The 15,725-nt window shown below is 61.8% G+C and carries 14 protein-coding genes; 10 read left to right on the top strand and 4 right to left on the bottom strand.

Annotated elements, in window-relative coordinates:
• Positions 1 to 125: 125 nt before the first annotated feature.
• The 8 genes from BLW70_RS24610 (at position 126) to BLW70_RS24645 (ending at position 8,277) form a co-directional block, all read left to right on the top strand.
• The gene (locus BLW70_RS24610; protein WP_074878408.1) at positions 126 to 1,145 is read left to right on the top strand and encodes an ABC transporter ATP-binding protein; all 1,020 of its coding nucleotides are present in this window, start codon (positions 126 to 128) and stop codon (positions 1,143 to 1,145) included.
• Entirely contained in the window at positions 1,142 to 2,011 is an 870-nt protein-coding gene (locus BLW70_RS24615; protein WP_074878410.1) for an ABC transporter permease, read from the top strand. Before BLW70_RS24610 ends, BLW70_RS24615 begins: the two co-directional genes overlap by 4 nt.
• A gap of 6 nt (positions 2,012 to 2,017) precedes the next feature.
• Positions 2,018 to 2,812: an ABC transporter permease gene (locus BLW70_RS24620; RefSeq protein ID WP_008148452.1), complete on the top strand. Its 795-nt coding sequence runs from the start codon at positions 2,018 to 2,020 to the stop codon at positions 2,810 to 2,812.
• 7 nt (positions 2,813 to 2,819) lie between these two features.
• Positions 2,820 to 3,110 (top strand): (2Fe-2S)-binding protein, encoded by a 291-nt coding sequence (locus BLW70_RS24625; RefSeq protein WP_008148449.1) that lies wholly within the window; start codon positions 2,820 to 2,822, stop codon positions 3,108 to 3,110.
• A 154-nt stretch (positions 3,111 to 3,264) separates the two neighbouring features.
• Positions 3,265 to 4,620 (top strand): FAD/NAD(P)-dependent oxidoreductase, encoded by a 1,356-nt coding sequence (locus BLW70_RS24630; RefSeq protein WP_074878412.1) that lies wholly within the window; start codon positions 3,265 to 3,267, stop codon positions 4,618 to 4,620.
• Positions 4,617 to 5,732, top strand: a complete 1,116-nt coding sequence (locus BLW70_RS24635) for an NAD(P)/FAD-dependent oxidoreductase (protein ID WP_074878414.1) — start codon at positions 4,617 to 4,619, stop codon at positions 5,730 to 5,732. Before BLW70_RS24630 ends, BLW70_RS24635 begins: the two co-directional genes overlap by 4 nt.
• 18 nt (positions 5,733 to 5,750) lie before the next feature.
• A complete protein-coding gene (locus tag BLW70_RS24640; protein WP_074878416.1) occupies positions 5,751 to 6,797 on the top strand; it encodes an ABC transporter substrate-binding protein in 1,047 nt (348 codons plus the stop codon).
• Between the two features lie 166 nt (positions 6,798 to 6,963).
• Positions 6,964 to 8,277 (top strand): leucine-rich repeat-containing protein kinase family protein, encoded by a 1,314-nt coding sequence (locus BLW70_RS24645; protein ID WP_074878417.1) that lies wholly within the window; start codon positions 6,964 to 6,966, stop codon positions 8,275 to 8,277.
• Positions 8,278 to 8,395: 118 nt separating this feature from the next.
• Here the strand turns inward: BLW70_RS24645 and BLW70_RS24650 are convergent, their stop codons facing one another.
• Complete coding sequence (locus tag BLW70_RS24650; protein WP_074878420.1) at positions 8,396 to 9,103, bottom strand: YebC/PmpR family DNA-binding transcriptional regulator; 708 nt, start codon at positions 9,101 to 9,103, stop codon at positions 8,396 to 8,398.
• Positions 9,104 to 9,336: 233 nt separating this feature from the next.
• Here BLW70_RS24650 and BLW70_RS24655 point away from each other — a divergent pair, with 233 nt between their 5' ends.
• A complete protein-coding gene (locus BLW70_RS24655) occupies positions 9,337 to 10,761 on the top strand; it encodes a type VI secretion system Vgr family protein (RefSeq protein WP_074878422.1) in 1,425 nt (474 codons plus the stop codon).
• Position 10,762: 1 nt separating this feature from the next.
• Here the strand turns inward: BLW70_RS24655 and BLW70_RS24660 are convergent, their stop codons facing one another.
• Together BLW70_RS24660 and BLW70_RS24665 are read right to left on the bottom strand one after the other, a co-directional pair.
• Positions 10,763 to 12,154: an FAD-dependent oxidoreductase gene (locus tag BLW70_RS24660; RefSeq protein ID WP_074878424.1), complete on the bottom strand. Its 1,392-nt coding sequence runs from the start codon at positions 12,152 to 12,154 to the stop codon at positions 10,763 to 10,765.
• Between the two features lie 10 nt (positions 12,155 to 12,164).
• A complete protein-coding gene (locus BLW70_RS24665) occupies positions 12,165 to 13,490 on the bottom strand; it encodes an MFS transporter (RefSeq protein WP_074878426.1) in 1,326 nt (441 codons plus the stop codon).
• A gap of 268 nt (positions 13,491 to 13,758) precedes the next feature.
• Between BLW70_RS24665 and BLW70_RS24670 the strand changes: the two genes are divergently transcribed.
• The gene (locus tag BLW70_RS24670; RefSeq protein WP_074878428.1) at positions 13,759 to 14,634 is read left to right on the top strand and encodes a LysR family transcriptional regulator; all 876 of its coding nucleotides are present in this window, start codon (positions 13,759 to 13,761) and stop codon (positions 14,632 to 14,634) included.
• 167 nt (positions 14,635 to 14,801) lie between these two features.
• On the opposite strand, the gene BLW70_RS24675 is transcribed toward BLW70_RS24670, so the two are convergent.
• Positions 14,802 to 15,665: a LysR substrate-binding domain-containing protein gene (locus BLW70_RS24675; RefSeq protein ID WP_074878430.1), complete on the bottom strand. Its 864-nt coding sequence runs from the start codon at positions 15,663 to 15,665 to the stop codon at positions 14,802 to 14,804.
• Between the last annotated feature and the right edge of the window lie 60 nt (positions 15,666 to 15,725).

Consider the following 15,725-nt stretch of genomic DNA (forward strand, 5'->3'; position numbering starts at 1 on the left):
TTCGAACAACAGCGGCAGCCGACAGAAGTCGAGCGCCAACGCACCCCGCAAGACCTTTTCGTATCTGCCCATACAAAAAAGCGCGCCTTCGGGCGATGCATAACAATCTCAGGTGGAGCGCAGTTATGGCTTTTGTGCAACTTGAAGGACTCGGCAAACGCTACGGTGAGATCGACGCCGTCGTGGCCACCAACCTCTCGGTCGAGAAAGGCGAGTTCGTCTCGCTGCTCGGCCCCTCCGGCTGCGGCAAAACCACTACCCTGCAAATGATCGCCGGCTTCGTCGAAGTCAGCAGCGGACGCATTGTGCTGGACGGTCGCGACATCACCCACGCCAAACCCGCCAGCCGTGGTTTGGGCGTGGTGTTCCAGAGTTACGCGCTGTTCCCGCACATGACCGTGAAAGACAACGTCGCCTTCGGCCTGCGCATGCGCAAAGTGGCCAATGGCGAGTTGCAGCAGCGAGTGGACCGGGTGCTGAAACTGGTGCGCCTCAACCAGCACGCCGAGCGTTATCCGCGAGAGCTTTCCGGCGGCCAGCGTCAGCGTGTTGCGTTGGCTCGAGCGTTGGTGATCGAGCCGCCGGTGCTGCTGCTCGATGAGCCGCTGTCCAACCTCGACGCCAACCTGCGCGAAGAGATGCAGTACGAGATCCGCCGCATCCAGCGCGAAGTCGGGATCACCACGCTGATGGTCACCCATGACCAGTCCGAAGCGCTGTCCATCAGCGACCGGGTGGTGGTGATGCAGGCCGGGCGCATCACCCAGATCGACGCGCCGTACACCCTCTACGAACACCCGCGCACCGAGTTCATTTCCGGGTTCGTCGGCAAGGCCAATCTGCTGCCCGGCGAGCGTGATGACGCGGGTGTGGTCCAGGTTCGCAGTGGCGGCGAACTGATCCTGAGCCTGCGTCCGGAAAAAATCGACCTGCGGGACAAAGGCCAGGGCCGCCTGCAAGGCAACATCGTCAGCCGCTTCTTTCTCGGCAGCCAATGGCTGTATGGCGTCTCGACAACCTTGGGCGAACTCAGCGTGGTGCGCCGCAACGACGGTTCGGCACCGCTGACCGAAGGTACGGCGGTCGGGCTCGATTGGGACGCAACGTTGCTGCGGGTGCTAACCGTCGACGAGGTGCCGGCATGAGTACGCTTGTCGCCATTCGCCACGGACGCCAGGGTTACTGGCTGTCGGCACCGGCCCTGGCCTTGTACCTCGGCCTGCTGGTTATCCCGCTGCTGCTGACCTTGGTCCTGTCGTTCAACGTCTTCGACTACAGCTCGGGGATCAACGGCGACGCCTACACCCTTGATCACTACAGCAGCTTGCTGGGCGATCCGTACTTCTACGAAATCTTTCTGCGCACGATGTGGATCAGCGCCCTGACCACCCTGCTCTGCGTGGTGATCGGCGTGCCCGAGGCTTACATCCTCAGCCGCATGGGCGCGCCGTGGCGCTCGATCTTCCTGATTCTGATCCTCACCCCGCTGCTGATTTCGGTGGTGGTGCGCGCCTTCGGCTGGAGCCTGTTGCTGGGTGCCGACGGACTGGTCAACCAGACCCTGCAAGCCTTTGGCGGCTCGCCGATGAAGCTGCTCTACACGCCGTTCGCGGTGGTGATTGCGTTGGTCCACGTGATGCTGCCGTTCATGATCATTCCGGTCTGGACCTCGCTGCAGAAACTCGACCCGGCCGCCGAACAAGCCGCGATGTCCCTCGGCGCCAGCCACTTCACCGTGATGCGCCAAGTGGTGCTGCCGCAGATCATGCCGGGCGTGCTCTCCGGCACCTTGATCGTGTTCGGCCTCGCCGCCAGCTCTTTCGCGATTCCCGGCCTGCTCGGCGGACGCCGGATAAAAATGGTCGCCACGCTGATCTACGACCAGTACCTGTCGGAGCTCAACTGGCCGATGGGCGCGGCCATCGCCGTAGCCCTGCTGTTGCTCAACCTGCTGATCATGCTGTCGTGGAACCGGATGATCGAAGGCCGCTACAAGAAGTCATTGGGATAACTCGTCATGTCCAAGAACGGTCCTTTCGCCCTGCTGTTCCATACCCTGGTGGTGCTGTTCATGCTGGCGCCGCTGGTGGTGGTCTGCCTCGTGGCCTTCACCCCGGAAAACACCTTGAGCCTGCCCACCACGGAGTTTTCCCTGCGCTGGTTCCGCGCCGTGTTCGAGCGTGCTGACTTTGTCGATGCGTTCTACAACAGCCTGATCCTGGCGTTTTGCGCGGCCAGTCTGGCGACGCTGATTGCGGTGCCGGCGGCGCTGGCAATCACTCGCTTCGAGTTCCCCGGCCGCGACTTTCTCAACGGTCTGTTCCTGTCGCCGATCATCATTCCGCACTTGGTGCTGGGTGTGGCGTTGCTGCGGTTGTTTGCCCTGATGGGGGTCAACGGCAGCTTCGCCTGGCTGATCTTCGCCCACGTGCTGGTGATCACACCGTACGTGCTGCGACTGGTGCTGGCGTCGGCCATCGGCCTGGATCGCAGCGCCGAACACGCCGCGCAATCGCTCGGTGCCGGGCGCTTCACGCTGTTCCGGGAAATCACCTTGCCGATGATTCTGCCGGGGGTCGCCGGTGGCTGGCTGCTGGCGTTCATCAACAGTTTCGATGAGGTCACGCTGTCGATTTTCGTCACCTCGCCGGCCACGCAAACCTTGCCGGTGCGGATGTACGTGTACGCCACCGAATCCATCGATCCGATGATGGCGGCGGTGTCGGCACTGGTGATTGGGTTGACCGCGTTGACGATGATTTTGCTCGACCGGGTCTACGGCCTCGATCGGGTTCTGGTGGGCAAACAATGAGGGCGCCATGGCTCTGCTGAAACGACTGGCCGAAGGCGACCGCCCGGCCCTGGACTTTACCCTCGACGGCACGCCGGCCACCGGCCTGCTCGGCGACACTTTGCTGACGGCGGTGCTGACCTGCAGCGAACACTTGCGCGGCAGTGACTTCAGCGCCGAACCCCGTGCCGGGTTTTGCATGATGGGTGCCTGTCAGGATTGCTGGGTTCGACTGGGCGATGGCCGACGCGTGCGCGCCTGCTCGACGCTGCTCGAAGCCGGTCAGCAGATCAGCCGCGAACCGGGGCGGTCCCTATGAACACCTTTTCAATCTGCCGAAACCGGATCCCCTGTGGGAGCGAGCCAGCTCGCGATAGCAATCTGTCAGCCAGCATTAATGTTGAATGTACCGCCGTCATCGCGAGCAGGCTCGCTCCCACAAGGGATCTGCGTCGCTCACACATGAGGTGGGTATGAATTCGGTGGTCATCATTGGTGCCGGTCCGGCCGGCATTCGGGCAGCGCAGACGCTGGTTGCGCATGGACTTCGCCCGGTGCTGCTGGACGAAGCAGCACACGGGGGCGGGCAGATTTATCGGCGCCAACCGGCAAACTTCAAGCGCTCGCCGGTCAAGCTGTATGGCTTCGAAGCCGGCAAGGCCAACGCGCTGCATCGGACGATTGACGCGCTGCGCGAGCAACTCGATTACCGTCCCGAGACGTTGGTGTGGAACGCCGAGGATGGCGCGCTCGACACCTTGCATGAAGGCCGCGCCGCGCGGCTGGCGTTCTCCCGTGTGATTGTCGCCACGGGCGCCACCGACCGGATTCTGCCGGTGCCAGGCTGGACCCTTCCCGGGGTTTACAGCCTCGGCGCGGCGCAGATCGCCCTCAAGTTTCAAGGCTGCGCCATCGGTGAACGCGTGGTGTTCGCCGGCAGTGGGCCGTTGCTGTACCTGGTGGCATATCAATACGCCAAGGCCGGCGCCAAGGTGGTCGCGGTGCTCGACAGCTCGCCGTTCAGCGCTCAGGCCCGCGCCCTGTCCGGTCTGCTCTCGCAGCCGGCCACCCTGGCCAAAGGCATTTATTACCGCAGTTGGCTGACCGCCCACGGCATCCCGGTACATCAGGGCGTCAGCCTCACAGGCATCAACGGCGAACAACGTGTGCAATCGCTGACCTGGCGCAACGCCAAAGGCAATCAACAACTCGATTGCGACGCCGTCGCCTTCGCCCACGGCCTGCGCAGTGAAACCCAACTCGCCGACCTGCTCGGCTGTGAATTCGCCTGGAACCCGCTCAACCGCGCCTGGCTGCCGCAACGGGACAGCGCCGGTCGCAGCAGTGTCGCCGAGGTTTACCTGGCCGGTGATGGCGCCGGCATCATGGGCGCCGACGCGGCGGAAATGGCCGGTGAACGCGCGGCCCTGGCATTGCTCGAAGACATCGGTTACCTGATCCCGCCGCAACGTGGGGCACAATTGGAGCAGGCGCTGGGACGGATCGATACCTTCCGCCAAGGTCTGGAACGGGCCTTCATCTTTCCCGAACATTGGGCCGCCGATGCCCCGAATGACGTGATGATCTGCCGCTGCGAAGAAGTGCGCGCCGGCGACATCCGCCAGGTTGTGCGCGAGGGTCATTGGGAGATCAACCGGGTCAAGGCGCATTGCCGGATCGGCATGGGCCGCTGCCAGGGACGGATGTGCGGCGCCGCCGCAGCGGAAATCATTGCCTGCGAAAGCCAGCGCGCCATCTCCGACATTGGTCGCCTGAGGGCTCAGGCCCCCATCAAACCCCTGCCGTTTGGTCTGGAGGTCGAGTCATGATCGAAGTCGATGCCGTCATCATTGGCGGCGGAATTGTCGGCGCCTCCGCCGCGCTGTTTCTGAGCAAGGCCGGGCGTCGCGTGGCGCTACTGGAGCGGGACTTCTGTGGCTCGCATTCCAGCGGCGTGAACTACGGCGGCGTGCGGCGCCAGGGGCGACCACTCTCGCAACTGCCGCTGTCGCAGCGGGCCCACGACATCTGGGGGCAGCTGCCGCAGCTGATTGGCATCGACGGTGAGTATCAGCGCAGCGGTCACCTGAAACTGGCCCGCAGCCTCAACGATTTGCACGCCTTGCAAGACTACGCCGCCAGCAGTCGGGGCTTTGGTCTCGACTTACAGGTGCTTGAGCGCAGTGAATTACGCGCACGTTTTCCGTGGGTCGGCGAGGTGGCGGTCGGTGCCTCGTTTTGCCCCGATGACGGTCACGCCAACCCACGACTGGTGTCCCCGGCGTTTGCCCGGGCGGCGCGGCGACATGGCGCGCAGGTCCATGAACAATGCGCGGTGACGGCGGTGGAACACGACGGCCAACGCTTTCGCATCAGCACGCAAACCGGTCTGGAGCTGCAGGCACCCTGGCTGCTGAATTGCGCCGGAGCCTGGGCCGGCACCCTGGCAGAACAGTTCGGTGAGAAAGTGCCGATGCACGCCGGGCACCCGGCGATGTTGGTCACTGAGCCGTTGCCGCTGGTGATGAATGCCAGCACCGGGGTCGAGGGCGGCGGTATCTATGCCCGTCAGGTCGCTCGCGGCAATTGCGTGTTGGGTGGCGGTCAGGGTTTTGCCCTTGATGGCGCCCGCGCCCGGCCGGGCCAGAACGCCGTGATCGAGATCCTGCGTCAGGCCGTCGAGCTTTATCCGTTTCTTGAAGGCGCCCAGGCGATTCGCACCTGGAGCGGCACCGAAGGTTACCTGCCCGATCGCCAACCGGTGATCGGCCACAGCGGCACTCAACCCGGTCTGTTACACGCATTCGGCTTTGCTGGTGCAGGCTTTCAGATCGGCCCCGCGGTGGGCCAGGCGCTCACCGAAATCATCTGCAGCGGCGCTTCAAAAACGTCGCTGGATGCGTTTTCCATCACCCGGTTTCACTCCATCTCCGTTGCTTGATAGAGGAAGGTCGCGCTAATGAATAACGTCAAACGCACTGCACTGCTCGGTATCTCCTGCTTGGGCGCCCTGCTCGCCGCCACCCAGGCCCAGGCCGAACCGACGCTTTACCTGGGCATGAACGGCGGGACCATGGAGCGGCTCTATGCCGACAAGGTGCTACCGGTTTTCGAGAAGGCCAACAACGTCAAAGTGGTGATCGTGCCAGGCACCTCCGCCGACATTCTGGCCAAGGTCCAGGCCAGCAAAGGCAACCCGCAGATGCACGTGATGTTCCTCGACGACGGCATCATGTACCGCGCCATCGCCATGGGGCTGTGCGACAAACTTGAAGACAGCGCACCGCTGGCGCAGATTCCGGCCAAGGGTCGCATCAAGGATCAAGCGGTGGCGGTCAGCCTCGGCGTGACCGGGCTGGCGTACAACACGCGGCTGTTCAAGGAGAAAGGCTGGACCGCACCGACCTCGTGGATGGACATGGCCGACCCGCGCTTCAAGGACAAACTGGTGTTCCAGTCAATGGCCTCCTCGACCTTTGGCCTGCACGGTTTTTTGATGTTCAACCGGATTCAGGGCGGCAGCGAAACCGACGTCGAACCAGGCTTCAAGGCGTGGCCGAACACCGTCGGGCGCAACGTGCTGGAGTACATTCCGAGCTCGGCGAAGATTTCCGAAATGCTTCAGACCGACGAAGCCGCGTTGTTCCCGTTGACGCCGACCCAGGTCACCGCGCTGAAACTCAAGGGCATGCCGGTGGAGTATGCGCAGCCGAAGGAAGGCGCCGTGGTGCTCAACGTGGCCGAATGTGCCATCGCCAACAACACTCAGCCGGAATTGGCACAAAAACTCGCCGCTTTCTTGCTGACGCCTGAAGCCCAGGCCGCCGCGCTTGAAGACGGTGACCAGATCCCGTCCAACCCGAATACCCCGACCACCGACAAGACTCGTGGCCAGGTCGAAGCGATGAAACAGTACCTGGCCACTGCCATTGCGATCGATTGGGATCAGGTCAACGAACAGCGCCCAGCGTGGAATGCGCGGTGGAATCGCAGTATCGAGCGCTAACCCGAGGCAACACAGCAAACCCTGTGGGAGCGGTGTACAACACAACCTCAGTGTGGGAGCGAGCCTGCTCGCGATAGCGGTTTAACAGCCACCCCACCTTTGCCGGTATCATGTCGCCCGCTTCCGGGCCTGTGCGCCCTCCTCTCGATCAATAGTGAATCTGTTCATGGATACCCTTGCCCAACTACGCGCCGGCCAACTGTCGGGCATTACCCGTCTGGACCTCAGCGGCGGCCTGACGGAGTTTCCGAGGGAAATCTTCGACCTGGCGGACTCGCTGGAAGTCCTCGACCTCAGCGGCAATGCCTTGAGCAGCCTGCCGGACGACTTGCACCGCCTGACCCGTTTGCGCGTGTTGTTCTGCTCGGACAATCTGTTCACCGAACTGCCCGACTGCCTGGGCCAATGCGCCGCACTGACGATGGTCGGCTTCAAGGGCAATCGTATCGAGCGCGTGCCAGGCGCGGCCCTGCCACCGTTGCTGCGCTGGCTGATCCTGACCGATAACTGCATCACTGAGCTGCCGGCCGAACTGGGTGAACGCCCGCACCTGCAAAAACTCATGCTTGCCGGCAACCGCTTGCAAGGTTTGCCACAGAGCTTGCGGCATTGCCATCGACTCGAACTGATCCGCATCGCCGCCAATCAGTTGAGCGAGTTGCCCGAGTGGTTGCTGACCCTGCCCAGCCTGAGCTGGTTGGCGTACGCCGGTAACCCGCTGGAGACCGAAGCCGATGCGGCTGCCCTCGAAGCCACACCCCGCATTCCGTGGTCTGAACTGAGTCTGGAGCAGCAACTGGGCGAAGGCGCGTCAGGGGTTATTTATCGGGCTGTTTGGGATCGACCGAACCACCCGGCCACAGCGGTCGCCGTCAAGCTCTACAAAGGCGAAATGACCAGCGATGGCTCGCCGTTACACGAGATGAACGCCTGCATCACCGCCGGTAGTCACCCCAACCTGATCCGGGTTAAAGGCCGCATCGTCGGGCATCCGGAAGCCCAGGCCGGGCTGGTGATGCAATTGATCGATCCGAGCTATCGCAATCTGGCCGGCCTGCCGAGCCTGGCGTCATGCACCCGCGACGTTTACGCCAACGACACCCGGCTCAGCGCTGGCGTAGCATTGCGCATCGCCTCTGGCATCGCCTCGGCAGCCGAACATTTGCACCAGCATGGCATCACCCACGGCGACCTCTACGGCCACAACATTTTGTGGAACGAGCACGGTGATTGCCTGTTGGGGGATTTTGGCGCCGCGTCTTTCCATGCCATCTCGGACAGCCTTGAAAGCCGTGCGCTGCAACGGATAGAAGTGCGAGCGTTCGGGATTTTGCTGGGGGAATTGCTGGAGCGGATCGACTCGGGATTGAGCGATGAAGGTCGTGTGCATCTGGAGCAATTGCAGCAGCGCTGCTGTCAGCCGCAGGTGCTGGAGCGACCGGGGTTCGCGGAGATTGTACGAGTACTGGAAAATCGGTGACCGCTGCGCGGTCATTCGCGAGCAAGCCCGCTCCCACATTAGATCGCGTCCTTACAGACAACTCGGTCAATTGTGGGAGCGAGCCTGCTCGCGATAGCGGTATCACTGAAAAATCAAATTACCCCGCCAACCCGACAAACATGTCCTGCACGTCATCGTGGTTATCAAGGCCTTCAAGGAAGGCCTCGACTTCAGCCATCTGCTCATCGCTCAGACCGCTGACCGGGTTTTTCGGCTGATAGCCCAGCTTGGCCGACAACACGGTGAACCCTTGCTCGGGCAGGGCTTTCTGCACGGCGTCCAGGTCCGCAGGCTCGGTCAGGAACAGGGTCGTGCCCTCTTCGTCACCCGCCTCGAAATCCTGGGCGCCGGCTTCGATGGCGGCCATTTCCGGATCGGCGTCCGGGCTGTCCGGGGACGCCTCGATCATGCCGACATGGTTGAAGTCCCACGCTACCGAACCGGAAGCGCCCAATTGGCCCTTGCGGAACGCAACGCGGATTTCAGCGACGGTGCGGTTGATGTTGTCGGTCACGCATTCAACGATCAGCGGCACCTGATGCGGTGCGAAGCCTTCATAGGTCACGCGATGGTACTGCACGGTTTCACCCAGCAGGCCCGCGCCTTTCTTGATCGCGCGATCCAGGGTTTCCTTGGGCATCGAGGCTTTCTTGGCCTGTTCAACCACCAGCCGCAGATGTGCGTTGGTCGCGACATCGGCACCGTTACGCGCAGCGATGGTGATTTCTTTTACCAGTTTGCCGAAGATCTTGCCCTTGGCGTTAGATGCCGCTTCTTTGTGTTTAACCTTCCACTGTGCGCCCATTACTCACTCTCTTGATCTGTGGCGCCGAGACATCTATTGGCCGACGCATGGGCGCAAGTTTATACGCCCTAAAGTTGGCAATCGACCAAAAAATCCACCCTGTTAACCCGCATGACCCATCGACATCTTCACCGTCAGTTGTAGGGCGATTCTGAAACTTCGATTTGCGGTGACTATAAAGGGCTATGGTTTCGTACCCTCTGCGCCCGAATTCCATGGCAGAAGCGCGTTCGATGCACAACGACAAGGAAAGCCCCTTCACCCTGACACTTCTCGACGGCGATTTGAGTTTGCAGGTGTTGCAGTTCAGTGGCCGAGAAGCCCTCAACCAGCCCTATCGATTCGACATCGAAGTGATCGGCCTCGCACCGGCCATGAACCTCGACCGATTGCTGCAACAACCGGTGTTCCTCAGCCTGATGGAGGGCCAGGGTATTCACGGCGTACTTCACAGTGCCAGTCGCGAGCATCGCGGCCCACACCGGATCGGCTACAAACTGGTGCTCGTGCCCTACCTTCAATGGCTCGACCGGCAGCGTTCACGCCGGGTCTTTCATCACCTCAGCGTGCCGATGATCCTGCGCCAACTGCTGGAGGAACATGATGTGCCCGAGGCGAGCTATCGCTTCGAATTATCCAGCGGACACTATCCCGTCCGGCCTTTTTGCATTCAGTACGAGGAGAGCGACCTGGCATTACTGCAACGGCTGTGCGAAGAAGAAGGCATTCACTATCACTTCGAACATCAGCGCGAAGGGCATGTGCTGGTCCTGGCAGATGACAGCCTGAGCTTCCCCCAGGACCCCGTCCTTACGCCATTCCAGGGCAACGCGCTCGAAGACAGTGACGGGCCGACGATCAGTGAGTTGTTCCAGCGCCATGACTCGCCGCCCATTCCCTCACGACTGGAGGCCAGGAATCGTGGCTCGCAAAAACCCGACGATGGCGCGGCCAACCACGCGCTCAGCAAACCCTTACCGGTCATGGTCCGCCCCGCGCCCGAGCACATCCATCACGATCAGTTGAGCCGACGACAACTGGAACGTCTGCGTTGCCAGTACCTGCAGATCCACGGTCAAAGCAACCAGAGCGCACTGCGCAGCGCACGGATCGTGCAAGTGTCGGAACATCCACTGGCGAATTTCAACGATCAATGGCTGCTCACCGAAACCCGACATCAAGGGCAACAACCTTCGATTCTTGCCACCGACAAACCGGTCACTGTCGTTCATTACCGCAATCAGTTCACCGCCATTCCCTGGTCAACGGTATTCAGGCCGGCACTCAAACAGACCAGGCCGAGCATCCCGGGTTACCAGCCCGCCCGGGTACTGGGCCCTGCCGGGCAACCGCCGGCGCTGGATGATCGAGGTCGAATACAAGTCAGGCTGTGGCCAACCGCGCAAGCGGATCCGCTTGAATCTGTGGGTATCTGGTTACCGGTGGCCTTTGCAACGCCGGACGGTCGGATTGATGCGTCCAGCCTGCCAAAGGCCGGCAGCGACGTCCTGATCAGTTTTCTCGACAGTGACCCGGACCGACCGGTGCTGTGTATCGGCATGGGCCATCATCCGCGCACCCGGCCTGATCCCGAGCCACGCCGCGATAGCGATTTGCTGCTCGATTGGCTGGTCAATCGCTCGGACCCATCGCCCTGACTCAGCCCTTGTCGGCCTTGCCTGCCGCCGCCGCGAATTTCGCCAGACGCACATCCAGATGCCGCGGCCGATGCCCATGATCTTCGGCGCGCTCCTTGCGGCGGATGGCGTTGCGCACCATCAATGAGCCGAGGTAACGAATCGGTTCCGGCGGAAACAAGCCCAACGGGCCGTTGACCAGAGGCGAACGGGTCCAGGCATTATCCAGCCCTTGAACCATCGAGGCGAGAATCTGCCCGCCCATATGACACGGGCCAACCCCGCTGCCGGAGTATCCGAAACCATAAAACACGTTGCCGCTGGCGCTCATCTGACCGAAAAACGGCAAACCGGTGACCGAGCGATCAGACGGACCGTTCCAGGTCGCCTCGACCTTGACCTGGGCAAACGCCGGAAAGAACTCGCCCAGGCTGTGTTGCAACAAACCGGCATAGGGCGATGGCTGATCGAACACCGGCAACATTCGCCCGCCGTAAGCAAAGGTATTGCCGCCCTTGCCGAGCATGATTCGGCCGTCCGGGGTGTTGTGGTAGTAGTGCACGAAAATCCGCGAATCGAGCACGGTGACGCCGCTGGTCAAACCGATTTCGGCAAGCAGATCGGGGCGCGGTTCGGTGATCAGCATGTCGCTGGAAACAATCGCCACACTGCGCTCGAACTGTGGAAACGCCCGGGCCATCCAGGCGTTCATCGCCAGCACCACGCGATCCGCGCGAATGGTGCCGTTCGAGGTTTGTACCAACGCAGGCTTGCCCTCCTGCAACCCCGTCATGGCGGTATGCTCGTGAATCTTCACCCCCAGTTGCAAGGCGACCCGGCGCAAGCCGCGCACCAGTTTGCCCGGTTGCACGCTGGCCGCCGCCGGGGAAAACCAGCCTTCCAGATGTTTGCTGGAACCGGCCATGCGTTGCACGTCGGCCACCGGTCGTTGGCTGAAAGAGTTGATGCCATTGCGCTCCAACGCTGCGATCACAGCATCGGTCGAGCCGCATTGAGCGCGGTTGGTGGCGGTATAGAGCGTACCGTCGAGGCGGTAATCGGCGTCCACCGCGTACTGCTCGCAAAAGGCGCCGATGGCATGAATGCTGCGCTCCGATTCCTTGACCAGCCGCACGGCTTCTTCGACGCCGAACAGCCGTTCAAGGGTGAAGTACTTGGCCGACCACGACAGTGCACAACCACCGTTGCGACCACTGGCGCCGGCGCCGCAGATATCGGCCTCGATCAACAGCACATCCAGTTCGGGGTTCTGTTGCTTGAGCATGATCGCCGTCCACAACCCGGTGTAGCCACCGCCGACAATGCAGACATCGGCGCGGGTGTCGCCCGCCAAGGGTTCGCATGGCGCGCAGGACTCGGCCGCCAGCGCCTGTTCCAGCCAGAAAGGTCTCATGGGTCAATCCTTAAGTACGCAGAGGTTTTACGCTGATCGGTTGGTCAGGTACGAAAGTGCTTTCGGCACGCAGGCCAGCCGGACGGCTGTTCCAGTGTGGGATCAACACCAGGGCCGAAAACAACGCGCAGCCAGCGAAGACGATGAACACCGTGACCGAGTCGAAGTAGCCCGGCAGCAATCCGCCGAGAATCGCCCCGACCGAGCCGCAACCGTTGACGAAACCGGCCGCTGTAGCACCTGCCTTGGCGGTGCCGAAATCGATCGCCGCCGCGCCGCTGATCATCGAGTCAGGTCCGTACAGGGTCAGGCCCATGACGAACAGCAGCGCCACCACCAGCATCACGCTGCCGGTATGCAGGGCACCCATGAACAACGCCAGGGTCACGGTCAGCGCCAACAGGCTGAGCACACACGCTGGCATGCGTCGGGCGCCGAACAGTTTGTCCGATGCCAGCCCCAGCAGAATCGGCCCAAGCAACCCGGCCAGTTCAAAGGCAGTCGGAATGATGGCCGCGCCGACCTTGCCCACCGAGGGCATCTGCTCGAAGACGATCACCGGGCCCCAGAGCAGAATCGCGTAGCGTGCCGGTTTCAGCAGAAAGTACGCGAGCCCCAGGACCAGCACGGTGCGGTTGCGCAGGATTTCTTTCAACGGTTCCAGAATGCTGATCCTGCTTTGCGCATCAGCCTCTTGCGCCGTCAGTTGCGGCTCCGGTTCCACCGCCGGCAAGCCAACGTCTTCGGGTTTGTTGCGCTGAAAAATAAAAAACAGCACGGCGACCAGCCCAACCACCGCCGCACTGGAAAAGAACGCCGCATGCCAGGTGCCGATCAGCGTATACGCCCACCAGCCAGCAAACGGCGACGCCACCAACCCACCAAAGGCGTAGCAGGAACTCCACAGCCCCAGCACCCGCCCGCGCTGTTCAGAGGGAAAGAAACTCCCGAGGTTCTTGCACAGCCCGGACCAGCCGGTGGACTGGGCGAACCCTTGAATCAACATGCAGGTAGCGAAGATTGGCAACGTCGCAAAACTGCCCATCACCAAGGCTGCCGCCGCTGAAATCAGCAACCCGCCAAACACTACGACCCTTGGACCAAAGCGGTCGGCCAGGATGCCCCAGGTGAATTGCCCGATGGCGTAAGCCGTGAGGTAGATGGCGTCGAGGTTGGCCATGGCCATTTTGTCGAGCATGAAGGTGGGATCTTCGGCGATCCCCAGTTTTGCCACGGAAAAGGCTTTGCGGGTGAAGTAGAACGCGGCGTAAGCGAGCCAGGTGATCGCGAAGATCTGCACGCGCCAACGCTTGATGGTGCCGATGTGCTTGTTCATGGTGGTTCTGACCTCAGGGTGTGAGTGTGCCGGCAGAAATTGAGAAATAACGCCTGTTTTTTTATTGTTGAGCACTTCGATATCGCAGCTTCCCTGAGGCGATATCGGTCAGATGAGTCCTGCTGTTGCACGCACAGGCTCATGGCCGCCGACGCTGTTCGACTGACCAGTCACCGGGGCTGAGGTGGATAAAAACAATTACTGATTAATAAGTGAAATCGATTTATCGTATTTCAAATATAAGCTCAGCTTGTTACTGGAGTTTTCGATGTCGGTTTCCCACGCCCAGCTCAAAGCCTTCCATGCCGTGGCCGTCCACGGAAGCTTTACCAAAGCCGCCGAGCGGCTATTCCTCACGCAACCGGCGATTTCCGACCAAGTGCGCAAGCTCGAAGAGCGTTTCGGTGTGCTGCTGTTCCACCGCAACAAACGCTCGGTGCGCCTGACGGATCTGGGTGAGCGGTTGTTGAGCATTACCCAGCGGTTGTTCGTCATCGAGGCCGAGGCTCAAGAGTTACTTCAGGAATCCCAGGCATTGCAGACGGGCACCCTGATTCTCGCCGTCGATGCGCCGGTGCATGTGCTGCCGCAGATCGCGCGGTTCTGCGAACGCTACCCCGGTATCAGCGTGAAGATCGAAACCGGCAACACCGATGAATCGCTGTTCCGGTTGTTCAATTACCAGGCCGACCTGGCGTTGCTGGGTCGCGATGTCAGTGACGAACGTCTGATCTCGCTGCCGCTGCGCAATGACCCGATGGTGGCGTTCGTTTCGCGCAATCACCCGTGGGCCGGCCGTGAGTCGATTTGCCTCGCGGACCTGGATGACACGCCTTTGGTGCTGCGGGAAATCGGTTCGGTGACGCGCCAGACGCTGGAAGAAGAAATGGCTCAGGCAGGCTTTCGCATTCGCCCGGCAATTCAGGTTGAAGGCCGGGAAGCGGCGCGGGAAGCGGTGGTGGTGGGGATTGGCGTTGGTGTTGTTTCTGCTGCCGAGTTCGGTGCAGATTCCAGGGTTTGCGCGTTGCCGATTACCGACTGCAAACGGCGGTTGACCGAGACACTGGTGTGCTTGCGCGAGCAGAGTTCGCGGCGGGTGGTGGCGACGTTTCTGCAGATGGTTCGCGAAAGCCTCCCCCAATGATCGTTCCCACGCTCTGCGTGGGAATGCAGCCCGGGACGCTCCGCGTCCCAAAGCGGACGCAGAGCGTCCATTGAGGCATTCCCACGCAGAGCGTGGGAACGATCCATTTTGTGAACGCTGTAGATCCAATGTGGGAGCGGGCTTGCTCGCGAAGGCCGCACCTCGGTCTATCGGCCGGGCGCCAACTCGAAAAACGCCTGTATCAAGCGCAAATCCCGCCGCCGCTCCATGCAGCCAATCATGTGTCGGTTTACCAACCCTTCACCAACAATCGGCACCGCCGCCACCCGCGGGTCGTGGCTGACTTCCACCGACGACACCACGCCAACCCCCAACTCTGCGGCGACGGCTTCGGTCACCGCCTCGCGACTGTCCAGCTCCAGCAACACCCGTGGACTGACCATCGCCGCGGCGCACGCCTCGTCGAAGGTGCGCCGGGTGATCGAACTGGGCTCGCGCAACACCATGATCACCTGATCCAGCGCCTTGAGCGGTACTCCCTTCGACATCTGCGCCCAAGGATGACCATCAGGCACCAGCGCACAAATCCGTGATTCGCTCAAGTCTTGCAAATGCAGGCCCTTGCGCGGTTCGACCTCGGTCAGCACCGCCACGTCGGCATGCTCCGACAGCAACGCCGCCAAGGTTTCCTGAGCATTGCCCAGCCGCAGGTTCACGGTAATGCCCGGATACCGCGCCCGCAAACTCGCCAGCATCGGCATCACCATGTGCGGCCCGTCCGCCGCAACTTCCAGACGCCCTGTCAGCAACTGTCGGTTGGCCTCGAGCATCACCTGCGCTTCTTCGGCCAGACCGAACATCGCCCGGGTGATCGCGGCCAGTTTGGTGCCCTCCTCCGTCAGTTCCACCCGTCGCGCGGTGCGCCGCAACAGGGTGATCTGGTAATGCTCCTCCAGCGCCTTGATGTGCCCGGTGACCGCCGGTTGGCTGATGAACAGTCGCGCGGCGGCCCGGGTGAAACTGCCCTCGCGGGCCACCGCATCGAATGCGCGGAGCTGGAACAGGTTCATGAATAACCCTCACTGATGACTGGCATAACAACAAACAATTTGATTGATAGCTCGGCAAAT

Origin of the sequence: Pseudomonas frederiksbergensis (assembly GCF_900105495.1) — a bacterium.
GTDB classification, from domain to species: domain Bacteria; phylum Pseudomonadota; class Gammaproteobacteria; order Pseudomonadales; family Pseudomonadaceae; genus Aquipseudomonas; species Aquipseudomonas frederiksbergensis.

Excerpts from the sequence above, each read along its gene's own strand:
- BLW70_RS24625 (WP_008148449.1), top strand. The coding sequence starts at position 2,820 with ATGGCTCTGCTGAAACGACTGGCCGAAGGCGACCGCCCGGCCCTGGAC.
- BLW70_RS24610 (WP_074878408.1), top strand. The coding sequence starts at position 126 with ATGGCTTTTGTGCAACTTGAAGGACTCGGCAAACGCTACGGTGAGATC.
- BLW70_RS24635 (WP_074878414.1), top strand. The coding sequence starts at position 4,617 with ATGATCGAAGTCGATGCCGTCATCATTGGCGGCGGAATTGTCGGCGCC.
- BLW70_RS24640 (WP_074878416.1), top strand. The coding sequence starts at position 5,751 with ATGAATAACGTCAAACGCACTGCACTGCTCGGTATCTCCTGCTTGGGC.
- BLW70_RS24615 (WP_074878410.1), top strand. The coding sequence starts at position 1,142 with ATGAGTACGCTTGTCGCCATTCGCCACGGACGCCAGGGTTACTGGCTG.
- BLW70_RS24665 (WP_074878426.1), bottom strand. The coding sequence starts at position 13,490 with ATGAACAAGCACATCGGCACCATCAAGCGTTGGCGCGTGCAGATCTTC.
- BLW70_RS24675 (WP_074878430.1), bottom strand. The coding sequence starts at position 15,665 with ATGAACCTGTTCCAGCTCCGCGCATTCGATGCGGTGGCCCGCGAGGGC.
- BLW70_RS24660 (WP_074878424.1), bottom strand. The coding sequence starts at position 12,154 with ATGAGACCTTTCTGGCTGGAACAGGCGCTGGCGGCCGAGTCCTGCGCG.
- BLW70_RS24630 (WP_074878412.1), top strand. The coding sequence starts at position 3,265 with ATGAATTCGGTGGTCATCATTGGTGCCGGTCCGGCCGGCATTCGGGCA.
- BLW70_RS24655 (WP_074878422.1), top strand. The coding sequence starts at position 9,337 with ATGCACAACGACAAGGAAAGCCCCTTCACCCTGACACTTCTCGACGGC.
- BLW70_RS24645 (WP_074878417.1), top strand. The coding sequence starts at position 6,964 with ATGGATACCCTTGCCCAACTACGCGCCGGCCAACTGTCGGGCATTACC.
- BLW70_RS24650 (WP_074878420.1), bottom strand. The coding sequence starts at position 9,103 with ATGGGCGCACAGTGGAAGGTTAAACACAAAGAAGCGGCATCTAACGCC.
- BLW70_RS24620 (WP_008148452.1), top strand. The coding sequence starts at position 2,018 with ATGTCCAAGAACGGTCCTTTCGCCCTGCTGTTCCATACCCTGGTGGTG.
- BLW70_RS24670 (WP_074878428.1), top strand. The coding sequence starts at position 13,759 with ATGTCGGTTTCCCACGCCCAGCTCAAAGCCTTCCATGCCGTGGCCGTC.